This is a genomic window from Streptosporangium nondiastaticum (assembly GCF_003011965.1).
Classification (GTDB): Bacteria; Actinomycetota; Actinomycetes; order Streptomycetales; family Streptomycetaceae; genus Streptomyces; species Streptomyces nondiastaticus.
Genome location: NZ_PXWG01000148.1, coordinates 1 through 16,534, shown reverse-complemented (window position 1 = coordinate 16,534; position 16,534 = coordinate 1). Strand labels below are relative to the sequence as shown.

15 protein-coding genes are annotated in these 16,534 nt (G+C 75.8%); 3 read left to right on the top strand and 12 right to left on the bottom strand.

Translation table 11 applies throughout. The features are described from left to right. The 3 genes from B7P34_RS30750 to B7P34_RS30740 form a co-directional block, all read left to right on the top strand. Nucleotides 1-1,480, top strand: a 1,480-nt coding sequence (locus B7P34_RS30750; RefSeq protein WP_353620280.1) for an FAD-binding oxidoreductase, incomplete at its 5' end; no start/stop codon positions are given. A 97-nt stretch (nucleotides 1,481-1,577) separates the two neighbouring features. Then, the gene (locus B7P34_RS30745; RefSeq protein ID WP_146166974.1) at nucleotides 1,578-2,090 is read left to right on the top strand and encodes a winged helix-turn-helix domain-containing protein; all 513 of its coding nucleotides are present in this window, start codon (nucleotides 1,578-1,580) and stop codon (nucleotides 2,088-2,090) included. 125 nt (nucleotides 2,091-2,215) lie between these two features. Further along, nucleotides 2,216-3,325 (top strand): 3-dehydroquinate synthase family protein, encoded by a 1,110-nt coding sequence (locus B7P34_RS30740; protein WP_223268400.1) that lies wholly within the window; start codon nucleotides 2,216-2,218, stop codon nucleotides 3,323-3,325. Nucleotides 3,326-3,367: 42 nt separating this feature from the next. On the opposite strand, the gene B7P34_RS30735 is transcribed toward B7P34_RS30740, so the two are convergent. The 12 genes from B7P34_RS30735 to B7P34_RS30680 all read right to left on the bottom strand — a co-directional run. Next, nucleotides 3,368-4,213: a methyltransferase domain-containing protein gene (locus B7P34_RS30735; protein ID WP_223268399.1), complete on the bottom strand. Its 846-nt coding sequence runs from the start codon at nucleotides 4,211-4,213 to the stop codon at nucleotides 3,368-3,370. Nucleotides 4,214-4,252: 39 nt separating this feature from the next. After that, a complete protein-coding gene (locus B7P34_RS30730; protein ID WP_189383192.1) occupies nucleotides 4,253-5,851 on the bottom strand; it encodes a serine hydrolase domain-containing protein in 1,599 nt (532 codons plus the stop codon). A gap of 5 nt (nucleotides 5,852-5,856) precedes the next feature. Next, nucleotides 5,857-6,933 carry an LLM class flavin-dependent oxidoreductase gene (locus B7P34_RS30725; RefSeq protein WP_106681468.1) on the bottom strand — a complete coding sequence of 359 codons (1,077 nt, stop codon included), beginning with the start codon at nucleotides 6,931-6,933 and terminating at the stop codon, nucleotides 5,857-5,859. Next, a complete protein-coding gene (locus B7P34_RS30720) occupies nucleotides 6,930-7,649 on the bottom strand; it encodes an HAD-IA family hydrolase (protein WP_106681467.1) in 720 nt (239 codons plus the stop codon). Before B7P34_RS30720 ends, B7P34_RS30725 begins: the two co-directional genes overlap by 4 nt. Next, nucleotides 7,640-8,554, bottom strand: a complete 915-nt coding sequence (locus B7P34_RS30715; protein WP_106681466.1) for a transglutaminase domain-containing protein — start codon at nucleotides 8,552-8,554, stop codon at nucleotides 7,640-7,642. The genes B7P34_RS30720 and B7P34_RS30715 overlap by 10 nt, the downstream gene beginning before the upstream one ends. Before the next feature lie 64 nt (nucleotides 8,555-8,618). Then, nucleotides 8,619-9,758: an LLM class flavin-dependent oxidoreductase gene (locus tag B7P34_RS30710; protein WP_106681465.1), complete on the bottom strand. Its 1,140-nt coding sequence runs from the start codon at nucleotides 9,756-9,758 to the stop codon at nucleotides 8,619-8,621. Beyond that, on the bottom strand, nucleotides 9,755-10,921 hold the full coding sequence (locus B7P34_RS30705) for a Gfo/Idh/MocA family protein (RefSeq protein ID WP_106681464.1): 1,167 nt from the start codon (nucleotides 10,919-10,921) through the stop codon (nucleotides 9,755-9,757). Before B7P34_RS30705 ends, B7P34_RS30710 begins: the two co-directional genes overlap by 4 nt. Continuing rightward, nucleotides 10,921-11,694: an SDR family oxidoreductase gene (locus tag B7P34_RS30700; RefSeq protein ID WP_106681463.1), complete on the bottom strand. Its 774-nt coding sequence runs from the start codon at nucleotides 11,692-11,694 to the stop codon at nucleotides 10,921-10,923. The genes B7P34_RS30705 and B7P34_RS30700 overlap by 1 nt, the downstream gene beginning before the upstream one ends. A gap of 22 nt (nucleotides 11,695-11,716) precedes the next feature. Then, nucleotides 11,717-14,095, bottom strand: coding sequence for an AMP-binding protein (locus B7P34_RS30695; RefSeq protein WP_106681462.1), 2,379 nt, complete (start codon nucleotides 14,093-14,095; stop codon nucleotides 11,717-11,719). Between the two features lies 1 nt (nucleotide 14,096). After that, nucleotides 14,097-15,239 (bottom strand): radical SAM protein, encoded by a 1,143-nt coding sequence (locus B7P34_RS30690; protein WP_189383191.1) that lies wholly within the window; start codon nucleotides 15,237-15,239, stop codon nucleotides 14,097-14,099. 26 nt (nucleotides 15,240-15,265) lie between these two features. Then, on the bottom strand, nucleotides 15,266-16,060 hold the full coding sequence (locus tag B7P34_RS30685; protein ID WP_106681460.1) for a PIG-L deacetylase family protein: 795 nt from the start codon (nucleotides 16,058-16,060) through the stop codon (nucleotides 15,266-15,268). Beyond that, the coding region (locus B7P34_RS30680; protein WP_286157528.1) for a glycosyltransferase family 2 protein at nucleotides 16,057-16,534 on the bottom strand (478 nt) is incomplete at its 5' end. The genes B7P34_RS30680 and B7P34_RS30685, both read right to left, overlap by 4 nt.

The window sequence follows — 16,534 nt, the reverse complement described above, 5'->3', positions numbered from 1 at the left end:
CGCGACCGGTGCGGCGGCCGCGGGCCCGGCGGGTCCGGCCGCGCGGCGCGCCGGCGGCGGCGTCGACTGGAGCGAGCTCGAACGCCGTCTGTCGGGTGACCTCGTCCTGCCCTCGGACACCGGCTACGAACGGGCCAGGAAGCTCTACAGCGGCCAGTTCGACGGGATCCGGCCGCAAGCGGTGGCCTACTGCCGGAGCGAGGAGGACGTCCGGACGACGCTCGCGTTCGCCCAGGACCACGCCCTGCCCCTCGTGCCCCGCAGCGGCGGGCACAGCTTCGGCGGCTACTCCACGGGCGAGGGCATCGTCCTCGACCTCTCGCGGCTCAGCACGGTGGGGCTGACATCCCGGAACACCGTCGTCATGGGGGCCGGCACCCAGCAGGTGGACGCCCTGACGGCGCTGTCGCCGCGCGGCGTCACGGTGGCGGGCGGCAACTGCCCTGGCGTCTGCCCCGGCGGATTCGTCCCCGGCGGCGGACTGGGCTGGCAGACCCGCAAGTTCGGCATGGCCTGCGACCGCCTGGTCTCGGCCCGGATCGTCCTGGCCGACGGGCGGGCCGTCACCGCGTCCGCCACCGAGCACCCGGATCTCTTCTGGGCGACGCGCGGCGGCGGTGGCGGCAACTTCGGCGTGATCACCAGCCTGGAGCTGCGGCCCACGGACGTGCCCACCCTCGTCAGCTACAACCTCACCTGGCCGTGGGAGGCCGCGCAGCGGGTCGTCGAGGCGTGGCAGCACTGGATCATCGACGGCTCCCGGGACCTGGGCGCCGCCCTGGCCGTGCAGTGGCCGGACGCCGGGACCGGAGCCCCGGTGGTCGTCGTCAACGGAGCCTGGCTCGGCGCGCCCGACGCCCTCGGCCCCGTACTGGACTCCCTGGTGGCGTCGGTGGGCCGGGCGCCCGCCACGCGGTCGGCGAAGCGGCAGTCCGCGCACGACGCGATGATGGCGCAGTACGGCTGTGCCGAGCTGTCGCCGGAGCAGTGCCACACCGTGGGCTACTCGCCCGAGGCGGCCCTGCCCCGGCAGAACTTCTCCATCGACCGCAACCGGCTCTTCTCCGCGGCCATCCCGGTGCGGGGCGTCGAGCAGATCCTGGAAGCCTTCGCCGCAGGCCCCCGGGCCGGGCAGTTCCGCTTCCTGAGCTTCTTCGCCCTCGGCGGCGCCGCCAACCGCCCCGACCGCTCCACCACCGCCTACGTGCACCGCGACACCCAGTTCTACCTGGGCTTCTCGCTCGCCCTGAACAAACCGGACTACAGCCGCGAGGACGAGTCCGCCGGCCGGGCCTGGGCCGCGCGCGGGCTGCACGCCCTCGACCCGCACTCCAACGGCGAGAGCTACCAGAACTTCATCGACCCCGAGCTGGCCGACTGGCGCACCGCCTACTACGCCGAGAACTACGGCCGGCTGACCGCGGTCAAGCGCGCCTACGACCCGCACCGCTTCTTCTCCTTCGCCCAGGCCGTCGGCTGACCGAAGCGCGCCCCCTACGCAGCCGTGCGCCGCGGACTTCCATGTGATTGAGTGAAGTCCGGTTCAATGGTGGACAGTTGAGGTGGAGGGGGCGGGCGTGCCGTTACTGCCGGGAGAGAAGGTGGAGCTGATCCGCTGGCCGGCGGAGTCCGACCGCCGGGAGCGCTGCCGCGACCGCGGCGTCATGCGGATCCTGGTGCTGGAGGCGGGCGCGGAGGCGCCCCCGAGCCCGGACCTCCGGGAGGACTGGGTGCGCGCCCCCATCAGCTCCGGGGACCTCCGCGCCCGTGCCGAGGCGCTGCGGATGCGGGCGGCCGCGGAATCCCGGCCCGTCGTCGAGCCCAACGGCGTCCTGTGCTTCCGCCGCCGCTCCGCGCTCCTCTCGCCCACCGGCGCGCACCTGGTGGCCCGGCTGGCCGAGTCCTACACCGAGGTCGTCGCCCGCGACGACCTGCTCGCCCCGCAGCCCGGCCGGCCCCCGCTCAGCCGCAACGCGCTCGACCTGCACATCATGCGCATCCGCCGCCGGCTGTCGGCGCTGGACCTGCGCGTGCGCACCGTCCGCGGCCGCGGCTACGTCCTGGAGGCGGCACAGCGGTCGGAGCCCTGAGCCGGCCCGCACCATCCGCACAGCTCGCACCGTACGCACCACCCCGTACGTACGCATCACCCCGCACCGACCGCGTCGGCGCGCACCCGCGAGCGCCGGCGTACCCACGAGCGAGGAGGGCCGCCGTGCCGCAGCCGCAGCAGAACCCCGCCGGACGCCACAGCCCCGTCAGCCCCGCAAGCCCCGACAGTCCCGCCGGCCCTATCAGCCGCGTCGACGTGCACCTGGGCGAGCGCTCCTACGCCGTCCACGTCGGGCCCGGGGCGCGGAAGCTCCTGCCGGACGTCGTGGCGGCCCTGGGCGCAAGGCGGGCCGCGGTCGTCACCGCACGGCCGCCGGAGACGGTGCCCGACCCCGGCGTGCCGTCGACGGTCGTCCGGGTGCGCGACGGAGAACGGCACAAGACCTTGGCCACCGTGGAGGACCTGTGCCGGCGGTTCACCGCCTTCGGCATCACCCGTCACGACGTGGTCGTCTCCTGCGGAGGCGGGACGACCACCGACACGGCCGGGCTGGCGGCCGCGCTCCACCACCGCGGGGTGCCCGTGATCCACCTGCCCACCACGCTCCTGGCCCAGGTGGACGCGAGCGTCGGCGGCAAGACCGCGGTCAACCTGCCCGAGGGAAAGAACCTCGTCGGCGCCTACTGGCAGCCCGCCGCCGTGCTGTGCGACACCACCTACCTGGAGACGCTGCCCGCCGAGGAGTGGACCAACGGCTACGGCGAGATAGCGCGCTGCCACTTCATCGGCGCGGGCGACCTGCGCGGGCTCGGCGTCCACGAGCAGGTCACCGCGAGCCTGCGGCTGAAGGCTTCCATCGTCTCGGCCGACGAACGCGACACCGGCAGGCGGCATGTCCTCAACTACGGCCACACCCTGGGCCACGCTCTGGAGGCGGCCACCGGATTCGCCGTCCGCCACGGCATCGGGGTGGCCGTCGGCACGGTCTTCGCGGGCCGGCTGGCCCTGGCCCTGGGCCGGATCACGGCCGAGCGCGCGGAGGAGCACGCCCGGGTCGTCCGCGACTACGGCCTGCCCGGCGCCCTCCCGCAGGACGCCGACGCGACCCTGCTGACCACCCTGATGCGGCGCGACAAGAAGGCCGCGGGCGACGGCCTGGCCTTCGTCCTCGACGGGCCGCGGGGCGCCGAACTCGTCCCGGGCGTCCCCGAGGACGTGGTCCTGCGCACCCTCGACGGCATGCCGAGGCAGGGCGGGCCCGCGAGGCCGTAGCAGGACAGCCTCGCGGGCCCGCGCCCGCTCACCCCTTCCGCGTCACGGGCGCCGCGCCACGAGCAGCAGGTAGCCGAACTCCTTGATGCCGACCAGGTCGCCCGGGTCGAACTGGTCCACCATCTCCTCCCCGAACTCCTCCGTGAGCCGCTGCTTCGCCGCGCTGATGCGCTCGGAGAGCAGGACGAACGTCTTCTCCAGCGTCTGGTCGCTGATGTCCAGGAACTCCTCCAGCCACAGCCCGGCCCCGCGCAGCAGGGGCGGGTAGGACTCGGCGGTCACCATCGTCATCATGAAGTCGTGCAGGTAGCGCCGTACGGCGGCCTGCCCGGCGGCGGGGATGGGGGCGCGCTCGAAGAAGTCGGTGAGCACCACCCGGCCGCCCGGCCGCAGCACCCGGCCCACGTGCGCGAGCACCTGGGCGCGGTCGGGCATGTGGATGATCGACTCCAGGGCGATGACCGCGTCGAAGCTGCCGTCCTCGAAGGGCAGTTCCATCGCGTCGGCCTGCCGGAACCGCGCCCGTTCGGCGACGCCGGAGGCCTCCGCCAGCGCGTTGGCCCGGGCGATCTGCTCCGCGCTGACGGAGACGCCGGTGACGTCCGCGCCCGTGCGGCGGGCGATGCGCACCCCCGGCGTGCCCACGCCGCAGCCCAGGTCGAGGACGCGCGACCCGGCGCCGATGCGCAGCCGGTCGGCCATCATGTCGGTGAGCCGGTCGGTCGCCTCCTCCAGCGGCACCCGGCTGTCGGGGGAGTCCCAGTACCCGAAGTGCAGGTTCTCGCCCAGGGAGGCGGAGCCCAGGGCGGTGAACCGGTCGTAGAGCGCGCCCACCTCGGCGGACACGGGCGACGGCATGGGCAGTTCGGACAGGTCGGAGTGCGGCATGGAAACCCTCTCTGAGAGATGTGTGCGGCAGGCCGGAGGTCAGCACAGGCGGAGGTCGCGGTACACGGCGTCGGCGATGCGGAGGATGCGCTCGCGGTGCCGTTCGTGCTCCACCTTGCCGTTGAGGTGGACGGCCACGGTGAGCCCCGCGTCGGGGTCCGCGAACGCCACCGCGGTCCACAGGCCGTCGTGCCCGTAGGACCGGGGGGAGGTGTGGGTGCCGAAGCTGGTGAACTCCTCGCCCAGGTGGCGGCATTCGAGGCGGAACCCCATGCCCCAGTCGGCGTTCCCGTACCGGTCGCGCAGGCCGGTGCGGTGCCGGGCGGTCAGCGCGGCGACGGTCGGCGGCGCCAGGACGCGCCCGCCGGGGGCGTCACCGCCGCGCAGCAGCATGGCGAGGAAGCGGCCGAGGTCGCTCAGCGGCCCCCGGGTGTTCACGCCGGGGATGCACCGGGTGGTGGCGGCCTCGGTGGACCACCAGTGGGTGGGCTGGGGAGCCGAGCGGGGGTTGCTCACGTGGATCAGCGGCAGCCGGTCCCCGAAGGCCGTGAAGTCCTCCGGCGTCAGGTGCACGCGCGTGCCCGTCATGCCGCACGGCCCGAGGATCTCCTGCTCGACGTACGGGCGGTACTCCCTGCCGTCGACCACGGGGAGGATCCGGGCCAGGACGAACCAGGCCCACCACTGGCTGTAGTTGACGCCCGGGGCCCGCCGGGACCAGGGCGGGACCGCGACGCCGAGGGCCCGTCGCAGGCGCTCGTCGTCCGGCCCGGCGACCACGCCGTGGAGAGGGTCGTCGCCGGTCGGCAGCGGGCCGGTGTGCGTGAGCAGGTCCATCGAGGTGATGGACTCCTTGCCCGCCCGGCCGAACGCGGGCACGTAGTGGGCGACGGGCAGGTACGGGTCGTACGCCCCGGCTTCCCAGAGCCGGCCGAGTGCCGCCGACAGCAGGGGCTTGGCGCAGCAGTACCACAGGGGCAGCGAGCGGTGGGTCATCGGGACGCCGGGCCGGGCCTCGCCCAGGCCCGCGTCCGCCAGGGTGACTCCGTCGAGGGAGACGTGCAGCTGTGCCCCCGGCGTCGAGGCGCCCACTTCGCGCTCCAGCTCGTGCACGGTGCCGGGCAGGGCCTCCCGGGCGTGCTCAACGGCCTCGGCCGCCCCGGCCGTTTCCTCGGCCCCCGTCGCCCCATCGGTAGGCGACGCTTCCCTCGGCCCGGCCGGCCCGGCCGCGGCCCGCAGCGCCGCCACGTGCCCCGCCCCGTCCCGCCGGAGCGCCGCGTCGACGAAGAACAGCAGGCTGAAGTTGCCCTCGGCGCGCACGTCACCGCGCTCGAAGACGCCGACGCGCTCCTGCGGCGAGCCCAGCAGCAGCGCGCGGGCCGCCGCGTGCGGCAAGGCGATCCGCAGCCCCGGCGCCTCGCCTTCGGCGGTCGCGACGCCGAGGCGGCCCGCGGCCAGGTCCACATCCACGTCCACCGCAGGGGGAGCTCCGGGCGGCGGGTCGATGATCTCCAGCCGGAGCGTCACGGTGTCGCGCACGCCGGCGGGCGGGCGTTCGAGGGAGCGGCCGGCGGCGAGCCAGGCCGCGGACAGGAACGGGCCGGCGGGCTTCGTACCGGCGGGCTTCGTGTCGGGCACCGGGCTCACTCCTCTGCCCCGCCGGTCCCGGCGGCGGGACCGGCGGTCGTGTCGATGCGGGGGGCGATCTCGGTGAGGAGCCGGTCCAGGCTCGTGGTGTCCGGGTAGTCGCGGAACCACAGCACGAACTCCTCCACGCCCGCCGCGAGCAGGCTCCGCGCGCGGTCCGTGATCTGATCGGGCGTGCCGTACAGGCTCCGCCGCGCCAGCAGGTCGGGGTGGTGGCTCCAGAACTGCACCTCGTGCGGGGAGCACAGCCACCGGTCGCGCTCCAGCACGGAGCCGAAGACGCGGCACTCGGCCGCCCAGGCGTGCCGCACCCCGCCGGGGTCCGTCCCGAGGGCCGTCCTGCGCTTGCCGAACTCCTCTACGGAGGCGGCCACTTGGCGCGTCTCGCCGGTCCACTGGACAGCGGTGCACTCCCTTACGGCGGCGTCCGCGGGCAGGCGCGCCCCGGCCCCCTCCTCCCCGGCGTCCAGGCGCAGGACCAGCGGCAGCGGATCCTGGCGCGGCACCGGTACGCAGTGCGCCGCCGTCAGCCGCACGTGTTCCCCGGTGAGGGTCACCGGCCGGCCGCTCCACAGCGCGCGCAGCGCCTCGGCCGTCTCACCGACGGCGCGGTGGGCCCGCTCGTCGCCGGGGGAGGGCCCGCCGGCGGACGGCCCATCAGCCGGCTCGTCGGGCGGGGCGACCCCTGTGGACCGGTGCTCCGGCACGTACGCGGCGGCGGTGAGGCCCAGCGCGAGCCGCCCGCCGCAGATGTGGTCCGTGCTCGCCGCCCGCTTGGCGAGCAGGGCGGCGTTGCGGAAGGGCGCCGCCGGGGAGAGCAGGCCCAGCTCCAGCCCGGGCACCGCGGCCGCCAGCCCGGCCAGCGCCGTCCAGCCCTCCCAGACGGGCTCGGGCGCGCGCCGGGGCGTGGTGTCCGTGCGGTCCAGCAGCCACAGCGCGCCCCGCCCGTGCCGCCGGACGGTGCGGGCGGTCTCCAGCAGCAGCTGCCAGCCCTCGGGCCCGCCGGTGCCGGCCAGTTCACCGGCCGCCCCCTGCGGGGCGACGACGCTCCAGCGCGGTGCGGCCGCCGTCATCCGCGCCCCCCGCCGCAGACGAGCGCGAGCAGGTGCCACGGCTGGTCGAGCAGGAAGTCGGGGCGCTCCGCGCGCAGCCGCTCCGCCGAGCCCTCGCCCCAGGTGACGCCGGCGGTGGCCGTGCCGGCGGCGCGCCCGCTGCGGATGTCGATCACCGCGTCGCCGACCATGACCGCTCCGCCGGGCGGCGCGCCGAGCCGGCGCAGCGCTTCGAGGACGATGTCCGGGTGCGGTTTGGGCCGCGGGACCTCGTCGCTGCCGACCACCTCGTCGAGCAGGGGCAGCAGCCCGGTCCGGTCCAGGACGGCGCGGGCCCGGGAGCCGGACTTGCCGGTGGCGATGGCGGTGCGCACGCCCCGGTCGCGCAGGACGGCCAGCAGCTCCGGTACGTGCGGGTAGACCTTGACCCGGTCCATCAGCTCGTGGCTCGCCCGGACGAACGGCCCCTCCATCTCGCCGGGCAGGCCCATCAGCCGCATGATGTCCGGGAAGTAGCGCCCCTGGTGGGTGACGTACTCCTCGAAGGGCGGCTCGCCCGTGCCCACCACCTCGCGGTAGGCGATCGCGAACGCCTCGCGCATGACGTCGAAGCTGTCGATGAGGACGCCGTCGAGGTCGAAGACCACAGTGGCGAAGCGGCCGGGAGCGGGGGCGGCGGTCTGCGGCGGGACGGCCGGGGAGGCCGCGGCGGAGCGGGGCGGGGGAGTCAGGGGCATGGCAGGAGCTCCGTGGGTAGGGACGCCGGGGCCCACACCCCGGCGTGGCTGACGACTTTCGTGAAGCGGTCCGTGAGCCGGTGGAAGACGGCTCCCGGGGACGCGGCCGGCGGGTGGGCCGCCGCGTCCAGCCCGCCCCAGGCGGCCATGGCCCGCAGCAGCAGCGGATCGGCCGGCACCCACCGGCCGTCCACCAGGAACTCCGCCCAGCAGTGCGGGGTGGAGTACGGTCTGGCCACGAGCAGCCCGAAGGCGAAGCGGACGCCGAGCCCGCGCCGTTCGCCCTCCGCCACCAGCCACGCGGCCGCGCCCCCGCAGTCCGCCATGCAGGTCCGCCACATGAACTCCGGGTCCCAGCGGACGGCCTCCGGCAGCAGGAAGAAGCCGACCGGCTCCAGGGCGCGCAGCAGCTCCAGGACGGGCCGGGGGAAGGCCGGCCACTCCCGGCGCGGCCGTACGGTGAGCCGGGTCAGGCGGGCGTCCGCGGGCGGGCCCGCCACCACTCGGCGCCGCCCGCCGGACAGCAGCACTCCGTACGGGCAGGGGCCGGCGTGGCCGGGCACCGGGCACGCCGCCTTCACCTCGACCAGCAGGGGCGGGGCACCGGGGACCGAGGCCGTGCGCAGGGCCGCCGCCCAGGAGCGGACGGCCCGCCGCTGCACCGAGGCGAGCCCGAGGTGCAGGGCGGTGTTGCCGAGGTCGTAGCCGTCGAAGAGCCGGCCGGGTCCGTGGCCGGCGTGGGGCAGCCCGGCCGCGGTGAGCTCGTCCAGCAGCTCCGGTCCGATGCGGTGCAGGCGGCGCGCGCCCTGTTCGTCCACGGCGAAGCGGCGGTGCTCGTCGGGGACGAGCAGCAGCCGGTCCACGAGGGGGCGCAGCTCCCGCGCCGAGGGCGGCCGGGTCGGCACGTGAACGCTGATCTCCTCATCCTTTCGCCGAAGCGGGGTGGGGCGCGGCCGGGGCGGCCGCGGGTCAGTCGAGGTAGCCGAGGGCCTGGAGGCGGGCGGCCACCTGTTCCTCGTCGCCCGGGGTGTACGCGGGGAGCGGCGCGTAGGGGGAGTGGTCGCGCAGCGCGGGGATCACCTCGCGGGCGAACAGTTCCAGGGACTCGGCACGGTGCCGCTCCTCCAGGCCCCCGAAGGCGAACTCGCCCAGCACGGTGTTGAAGTGGCCTTCGGCGGCCGCGGCCCGGATCCTCTCGGTCACTGTCCGGGGCGAACCGACGAAGACGAGGTTGTGGTCGAGGAGGAAGCCGAAGTCGCCCGAGCCGGCGAGGATGTCGGGCGTGCTGAGCTTGCTGGCCGGGGCGTGCTGCTCGCCGGAGCGCCGCACGGAGCCGTACTGGAGGGTCTTGGTGAAGGTCTCGGTGATGTGCGCGGCCGCGCGTGCCTCGGCCTCGACGTCGGTGGGCGCCACGTGGACGAGGGTCCAGTAGCCGATGTCGGGGTCGGTGGCGTGGCCGTGCTCGCGCCACCAGTCGAGGTAGTGGCGGTAGACGAGGCCCATGGAGGCGCGCGGCACGATCATCGTCGAGCCGGTGTGCGCGCCGACCGAGCTGAGGTAGCGCAGGGTGTTGCGGTTGGTGGTGGGCACCCACAGCGGCGGATGCGGGCGCTGCAGGGAGGGGAAGGAGAGCGTGACGTCCCGCACTTGGTGCACGGGCCCCTCGAAGTCGATGGCGCCGTCGCTGTCGAGCGCGGTGCGCAGCAGCTCGACGGCCTCCCGGGTCAGCTCGTGGCGGTTCGCGAAGTCGGCGCCGAAGGGCAGGAAGGGCTCGGGGCTGACGCCCGAGGCCAGCCCCACCTCCAGCCGGCCGCCCAGTAAGTGGTCGAGGGTCGCGACCTCCTCGACCAGGTGCATCGGGTGGCGCAGCGGCGGCACCCAGCCCATCGGCCCCACACGGATCCGCTCGGTGTGCAGGGCCGCGCCCGTGCAGAACACCGCCGGGGAGGACATCCAGCTCTCCTGCGGCGTGCAGTGGTGCTCGACGGAGAAGGCGTAGTCGAGGCCGAGCCGGTCGGCGTCGCGGATCTCGCGCCAGAGTTCGGCGTAGCGCTGCCCGGGGGTGATGCCGGGGCGGCCCCAGACGTGGGTGAAGTAGGCGAACTTCATGAGACCTCCCGCAGGGTCCGGCCGGCGGCCGAGTAGATGTGGTCGATGCAGGAAGCGAGGATGGTCACTTCGGCCATCGAGCCCTCGCCCAGGCCGGACGCCGGCCGCCCGCCGCGCGGGCCCCCGAGCCGGCGGGCGAGCTCGTCGACCTGCCGCTCGTACTCGATGCCCACGGGCTCGTCCGGCAGCGCGATGGACTCCTCGCGGCCCATGCGCAGCACGGTGAGGGAGGAGCGCGGCAGGCGGTGCGGGCTGAAGCCGAAGGTGCCGCGCAGCGTGGCCACGCCCTCGGTGCCCTCGACGGTGATGGTGGTGACGTCGAGGGCCTGGTGGGAGGCCCAGCGGGTCTCCAGGGAGATGCCCACTCCGGTGTCGGTGACCAGGAAGCCGCGGGCGGTGTCCTCGACGGGCTCCACGGGCCGGGCCGCCGGGCCGTCCTGGGGGCGCGGTCGCCAGTCGGCCGTGGCGTCGCCGCGCTCCATCCAGTCGGCCGACATGGTGCCGGCCGCCCGGACCACGCGCGGCCAGCCCAGCAGGTGGAGGCCCACGTCCAGCAGGTGCCAGCCCAGGTCGAGCAGGGCCCCGCCGCCCGACAGCCGCCGGTCGACGAACCAGCCGGTGCGCTGCGGGATGCCGGTGGCCCGGATCCAGCTCAGGCCCAGGTTGCGGATGGTGCCCAGGGTGGGCAGGAGCTCCGCCAGCCGGCAGACGTCGGTGCGGTGCCGGGCGGCGCTCCACGAGTACAGCGTCAGGTCGCCGATGCTGCCCCGGGCCAGGTGGTCGAGGGCCAGCGCCTGGGCCTCGAAGAGGGTGCGGAACACCGGCTTCTCGACGAAGACCGGCACGTCGCGCTCGACGAGCGCCCTGGCCACGGGAAGGTGCAGGTGGTTGGGCAGGGCGATGACGGCCGCGTCCACGCTGTCGGGGCTCAGCTCCTCCGGGCGCCGCAGGACGCGGGCGTGCCCGCTGCGGGGCACGGCCGAGCGGGCCGCCGCGGGGTCGTCGTCCACGACGGCGTCGACCCGGAACGCCGGGTGCGCCTCCAGCAGGGGCAGCCACACCTGCCGCGCGACCCAGCCCGCGCCCACCACCGCAAGCCGCAGCGGTTCGCGGTCCGCGGGCCGCGCGGATCCTTCGCCGGGTGTCTTGTCGGTGAAAGTCATCAGAAGCGCGCACCGCCGTCGACGACGAGGGTGGTGCCGTTGACGTACGAGGCCGAGGGCGACAGCAGGAACGACACGGCCGCCGCGACCTCCTCGGGCTCGCCGAGCCGGCCGGCCCCGATGAACTTGAGCACCAGGTCGCGCTCCGCCTCCGAGAAGTCCATGACCTCGGCCCGGATCGCGCCGGGCGCCACGACGTTGACGGTGATGCCGTGTCCGCCGACCTCGCCGGCCACGGACGCCGCCCACGGCTGGAGCGCGCCCTTGGTCGCGGCGTAGGCGCCGTGGCCCGGCAGCCCGCTCGTGCCCGCTCTGGAGCCGAAGAGCACGATCCGCCCGTAGCGGGCGCGCATCATCGGCTTCAGGCACGCCTTGGCGAGGCTGACCGCCCCGGCCAGGTTCACCTGCAGCAGCCGCTGCAGGCTCCGCTCGTCGGTGGCCAGGGCGAGCCGGCGGGTGCGCAGGCCCGCGGCCGCCACGCAGCCGTCCACCCGGCCGAAGCGCTCCACGGCGGCGGCCACCAGGGCGTCGGCCCCCTCGGGCCGGCTCAGGTCCGCCGCCACGGGCACGAGAGTGCCGCCCTGACCCTCCGCCTGCTCCTGCAGTTTGCGCGCGGCCTCGGTACCGGTGTGGTAGCCGGCGACGACGGCGGCCCCGAGCGCGGACAGCTCCAGCGCGCAGGCGCCGCCGATCTGCCCCGACGCGCCCGAGACCACGACCACGCGGCCGCTCAGTCCGAGCCGCTCCACGGCCCGTTCGGTGACGCTGCTCATCAGCTGTCCTCCTCGGCGCTCATCAGCTGGCCTCCTCGGCGATGATCAGATGACACAGGGACTCCTCCAGGGGCAGGTGCCTGCTGATGCGGGCCCCTTCCCGGGACAGGCCGGCGATCAGGTCGCCGGCCGTGGGCCACGCGGTGCCGCCGTGCGTGAGCCAGTCCAGGGCCAGTTCGCTGCCCGCCCCGGCCGGGGGCAGGAAGACGTCGTCGACCAGCAGCCGGCCGCCGGGGCGCAGGGTCCCCAGCAGCACGGCGAGTTCGCTGCCCGGGCCGGGGCCGTGCACCCCGTTGGCGACGACGCACAGGTCGGCCGTGCCCCGGGGCGGTTCGGGGCCGGTGGTCACCCTGCCCTCCGCGACGGCCGCGGCGACGGCGGGCGCCGGCGGCCCGGAGAGCCGGCCGACCGTCAGCAGGTGGCCGCCGGCCGTGGGGTCGGCGGCCAGCAGGCGCTCCAGATAGCGGCCCGGCCCGGCCGTGACCTCCACCATCCGCGCCCCCGCCGGCGGCTTCAGCAGCCGCAGGCCGAGCGCGGCCCGGGCCCGGGCGGCCGGCCCGTTCATGGCGCCCTGGTAGACGGTGGCGAGCCCGTCCGGCCCGGCGGGCCCGGTCTCCTCGAAGGGCCGCCGTGCGATCCCGGTCCGGGCGACGGCGGCGATCTCCTCACGGGTGACGGGGCCGCGCGAGAGGTGCTCCTCCAGCCGGACGAACGCGGCCAGTTCGGCGGCCCGCACGCGCGGCTCCCCGTCCCCGGCCGCCCCGGTGGTCAGCACCCCCAGCCCGGCGGCCGTCCGGAGCACCCACTCCAGCGCGTCGGCGTCGCACCCCAGCTCCCGTGCCAGGTCCGCCGCTCCGGCGCCCTTCGCCAGCCGGTCCAGCGCGCCCAGGCGGTGCAGCGCGAAGAGGACCTCGGAGGTCTTGTAGGCGCGCGCGGCCTCCGCGGCCCGCCGGGTGAGCCGGTAGCGGGGCGCGGCCCGGACCTTGCCCGCGGCACTGGTGGGCAGGGACCGGATCAGGAACTCGTCGGGAACCTTGTGCGCGGCCAGTTCGCGGCGGGCGTGCTCGCGCAGCGGCTCCGGCGCGAGGCCCGGCCGCGCGGCCGACACCTCCGCGACGATGCCGTCCTCGCCCGGGTGGCGTCCCCGCCGCGCGGTCACCCGCACCTCGCGCACGTCCGGATGCCCCCGCAGCACCTCTTCGATCTCCAGGGGGGACACCCAGCGGCCGCCCCGGCGGATCGCCCGGTCCTTCCGGCCGATGACGCGCAGGCCGTCCGGCACGGTCACGGCGAGGTCCCCCATGGCGTGCCAGGTGCCGTCCACGCGGACGTGCAGCAGGCCGGGCGTGCCGCCGGGGACCGACTCGCCGTCCTCGCCGGCCAGCCGGTACGCGATCCCGGGCAGGGGAGCGCCGACGCAGAAGGGCTCGATACGGGCTCGCCCGGCGAACACCGCCCCCGTTTCCGTGGAGCCGTAGTTCCGGGCGAGCGCGGTGCCGAACGCCTCCTCGAAGGCGCGGTCCAGCCGCTCGTCCACCGGGCCGGCGCCCACCATGGCCAGCCGCAGGGCGGGGGCGGCGGCCGGACGCGGGGTGCTCCGGTCCGGCTGCGCCGGCCGGGGGCCGCCCGCGCGCAGCCGGCGGGCCGCGAGCAGCCGGGCGATGCTGGGCACCAGCGCCACTACCGTGGCCCCGCCGGCCAGTTCTTCAGCGATCAGCCCCAGGGCCGTCGGCGGCACGGGCCGCAGCGAGGCACCGGTCAGCAGACCCCCGAAGAGCCAGCCCAGCGCGTAGGCGTGCGAGAGGGGAACCGGCAGCAGCAGGGTGTCCCGCCCGGTGAGCCCCACGCCGTCGCGGTACCGGCGGCCCTCCGCGAGGAGGCTCGCCTCGTCCCGTACGACGATCCTGCTCGCGCCGGTCGAGCCCGAGGTGGGCAGGAGGACGGCGGGGCCGGACCCGCAGGGTTCTCCGGGCGGGCCGGACAGCACCGGAGGCCGGTCGTCCTCGCCGTCCGGGACGGTCAGAGACCTGCCCCCGCCCGCGGCCTGCAGCAGCCGCCGGGTTTCGGCCTCGGGCGTGCCCGCCTCCAGGAGCAGCGGCCTGGCCCCGGCGGCGAGCAGAGCGAGGAAGGCGACCACCCATCCGGGACTGTTCCCGGTGCACAGGGCCACCGCCTCGCCCTCCGCAGTCCCGGCCCCGATCTCGTCCGCGGCCTTGCGCACCCGATCGAGCAGCGTGCCCGCGTCCGTGCCCGGCAGCACGATCCGCCCCGGCGGCAGCGCGCGCACCGCGTCCAGGAGAGTGCCCGCTTCGACGAGAGCACCCGCCTCGACGCGCGCCCCGTCCGGGAGGGCGTCCGCCTCGACGCGCGCCGGGAGGGCGGCCGCCTCACCGTCGCCCATGTCACTTCCCCTCGGTGCGGAGGTAGTCGGCCTTGGCATCGGCGATCATCCGGCGGATGCGGGGCGGGGAGTAGGTGGGCGCGGCGCACAGCTCGTCGAGGGTGATCTCGTCCTCGAAGTACATCGAGAGGGTGTCCCAGGGGGTGAAGCAGCCGTGGCACGCCGTGAGCCTCGGCCGCGGGGCGAGCAGGGCCCGGTAGAGCCCGCTGGTGCCCGCCTTCTCCAGCGTGTCCTCCCAGCTCTCCTCCAGGGCGTTGCCCATGTCGGAGAACCAGATGTTGGGGCAGGGGGTGACGACCCCGTCGCTGAAGGTGGACACGACGAGCCGCGGCAGGTGGCAGCGGAAGGTGCGGCGCCCCTCGCGGTAGAAGCTCAGCAGCCGGTCGAAGTAGGGACGCGGCGGGAGCACCGAGGCGAACTCGTCGTAGCGGTCGGCCAGTTCCTGGACGAGGCCGTGCTGCTCGGGGCGCACCGCGAACCTCTCCGCATCCGGGCCGCGCACCGGGAAGGGGAAGTACACCGGTGGCCGGGAGAAGCCCGTCAGCCACTCGGCGAACGCGCAGACCTCGGTGACGCTCCGGTCGTTGAGCACCGAGTAGATCTCCACGGGCAGCCCCGACTCCAGGATGCGGGAGATGGCCGCCACCACCTTGCGGTGCAGCGCCTCGGTGGGCACCCGGTGGCTGTTGCCGTGGTGGAGGTGGCTGTCCAGGGAGACCTGCAGGACGACGTTGCCCCAGGCGCGGAAGCGGTCCAGGTGTTCCTGACGCACCAGCACCCCGTTGGTCTGGATCACCAGCACCTCGTGCTTGCGCGCCTCCTGCTCCAGGAAGTCCATGATCCCCCGGACCAGGAAGATCTCACCCCCCGTGACCTTGAGCAGCGGCAGCCCGAAGTGGCCCCGCAGCCGGTCGGCGACGGCGTCCAGGCGCTGCCCCAGCGGGCTGCCCGGCTCGTAGCTGTCACGCCGCGGCGGCTCGAAGATGAGCTGGAGGGAGTGCCCTTCCTTGAGGTTGCTCTGCCCGGTGAGGCAGTACGTGCAACTGAGGTTGCAGGAGTCCTCGTTGACGACGAGGTCGTTGCCGATCAGTGGCAGCCGCTGCCCGGGTCCGGCAGCCGCCGACGAAGGAGTACGCGGGGACATGAGTGCCCTTTCTTCGGTCATGGGGGCTACGCGCGGCGTGGGTCACGGCCTCCCTCCGCCGTCCGGGCGGGCGGCCCGCCGGCCGCGGGCAGCCAGTGGCGGTCGGCGAGCCGCCGCCCGCCGCTGTCGCCGTGCCCGCGGGCCCTGTCGAGCAGCGCCACCCGCAGTGCGGGGACCGAGCCGAAGTGCGCCCGGGCCTGGCTGGCGTAGCGGCCCGCCGCGGACAGCCAGCGCTCCACCGCCCCGGCCGACAGCGGCTCGGTGCGCGGCCGCAGGCCCGCGTGGTCGCGCCCGCGCAGCCGGTAGGGGAAGTCCTCGTACCAGACGGTGCGCCCCGGTGCCAGGGCCTCCACCGCGCCCCGGACCAGCCGGTGGTCGACGTGCCCGCCCGCCGCCAGCGGCGCGTGCACCGTCACCGGCCCCGCGCACAGCGGGTCCAGCGCGGCGCGGACCTGCTCCAGCAGCCGTGCGTCGGCGGGGTGCCGGGGCCCGAGGAGCCGCCGCGGGGCGGAGTACAGGAAGCCGTCCGCTCCGGTGCGCAGCGCGGCGTCCGTGAAGCCGAGCGGTACGAGGGCGACGCCCAGTTCGGCGCAGGCGGCCGCGTCCTCGGCCCGGCGCACCCGGGGATCGGCGGCCTCCCGCCAGGTGCCGGACGCCTCGGCCGGTCCACCGGCAGGGCCCGCGAAGACCGTGACCACGGTCGTCCGGCGGCCCTCGGCGGCCCAGCGCGCCAGGCGGCCTCCCACGGACCAGACGGCGTCGTCCGCGTGCGGGGCGAGCACCACGTGACCGCCGGGCGCGGGATGCGTGCCGGCCGTCATCGCGCCCCGCCCCGTACCGGCGTTTCCGCCGCGGCGGCGACGGCGCGGACGTACTCCGCGGGCGTGCCGCCGGGCCCGAGCAGCGCCTCCAGGGCATGCACCGAGGCGCACGGGTGAAGGGCCCGGAAGCGGGTCAGGTTCCGGTGGTGCTGCTCCCAGCGCCCGGGCCGGGCATGGCTGAGGTGGACGCCCAGGGCGTCCGCAGCCAGGGCCCTGCGGACGCCCGCCGCGTGCAGGCGGAAGCCGAACTCCAGGTCCTCGCAGCCCCAGGTGCGGCCGAAGCCCTCGTCGAAGCCGCCCGCCCGGCGCCAGCGGTCGCGGTCGACGGCGGTGTTGGCACCGACGAAGCCGAGCCAGGGCGCGATGTCCGGCAGGGTGCCGGCGGCCATGGCCTCGACCGTCCGCTCCAGGGCGTTGGCGACGAGCCGCCGGTGCGCGGCGGGCCCGGCCGGCGCGGGTGCGGGCGCCGGGCCG

Bases quoted from the DNA above. Each gene is read 5' to 3' on its own strand.
- B7P34_RS30690 (WP_189383191.1), bottom strand. From the start codon at position 15,239: ATGTCCCCGCGTACTCCTTCGTCGGCGGCTGCCGGACCCGGGCAGCGG.
- B7P34_RS30705 (WP_106681464.1), bottom strand. From the start codon at position 10,921: ATGACTTTCACCGACAAGACACCCGGCGAAGGATCCGCGCGGCCCGCG.
- B7P34_RS30685 (WP_106681460.1), bottom strand. From the start codon at position 16,060: ATGACGGCCGGCACGCATCCCGCGCCCGGCGGTCACGTGGTGCTCGCC.
- B7P34_RS30695 (WP_106681462.1), bottom strand. From the start codon at position 14,095: ATGGGCGACGGTGAGGCGGCCGCCCTCCCGGCGCGCGTCGAGGCGGAC.
- B7P34_RS30720 (WP_106681467.1), bottom strand. From the start codon at position 7,649: ATGCCCCTGACTCCCCCGCCCCGCTCCGCCGCGGCCTCCCCGGCCGTC.
- B7P34_RS30700 (WP_106681463.1), bottom strand. From the start codon at position 11,694: ATGAGCAGCGTCACCGAACGGGCCGTGGAGCGGCTCGGACTGAGCGGC.
- B7P34_RS30710 (WP_106681465.1), bottom strand. From the start codon at position 9,758: ATGAAGTTCGCCTACTTCACCCACGTCTGGGGCCGCCCCGGCATCACC.
- B7P34_RS30735 (WP_223268399.1), bottom strand. From the start codon at position 4,213: ATGCCGCACTCCGACCTGTCCGAACTGCCCATGCCGTCGCCCGTGTCC.
- B7P34_RS30725 (WP_106681468.1), bottom strand. From the start codon at position 6,933: ATGACGGCGGCCGCACCGCGCTGGAGCGTCGTCGCCCCGCAGGGGGCG.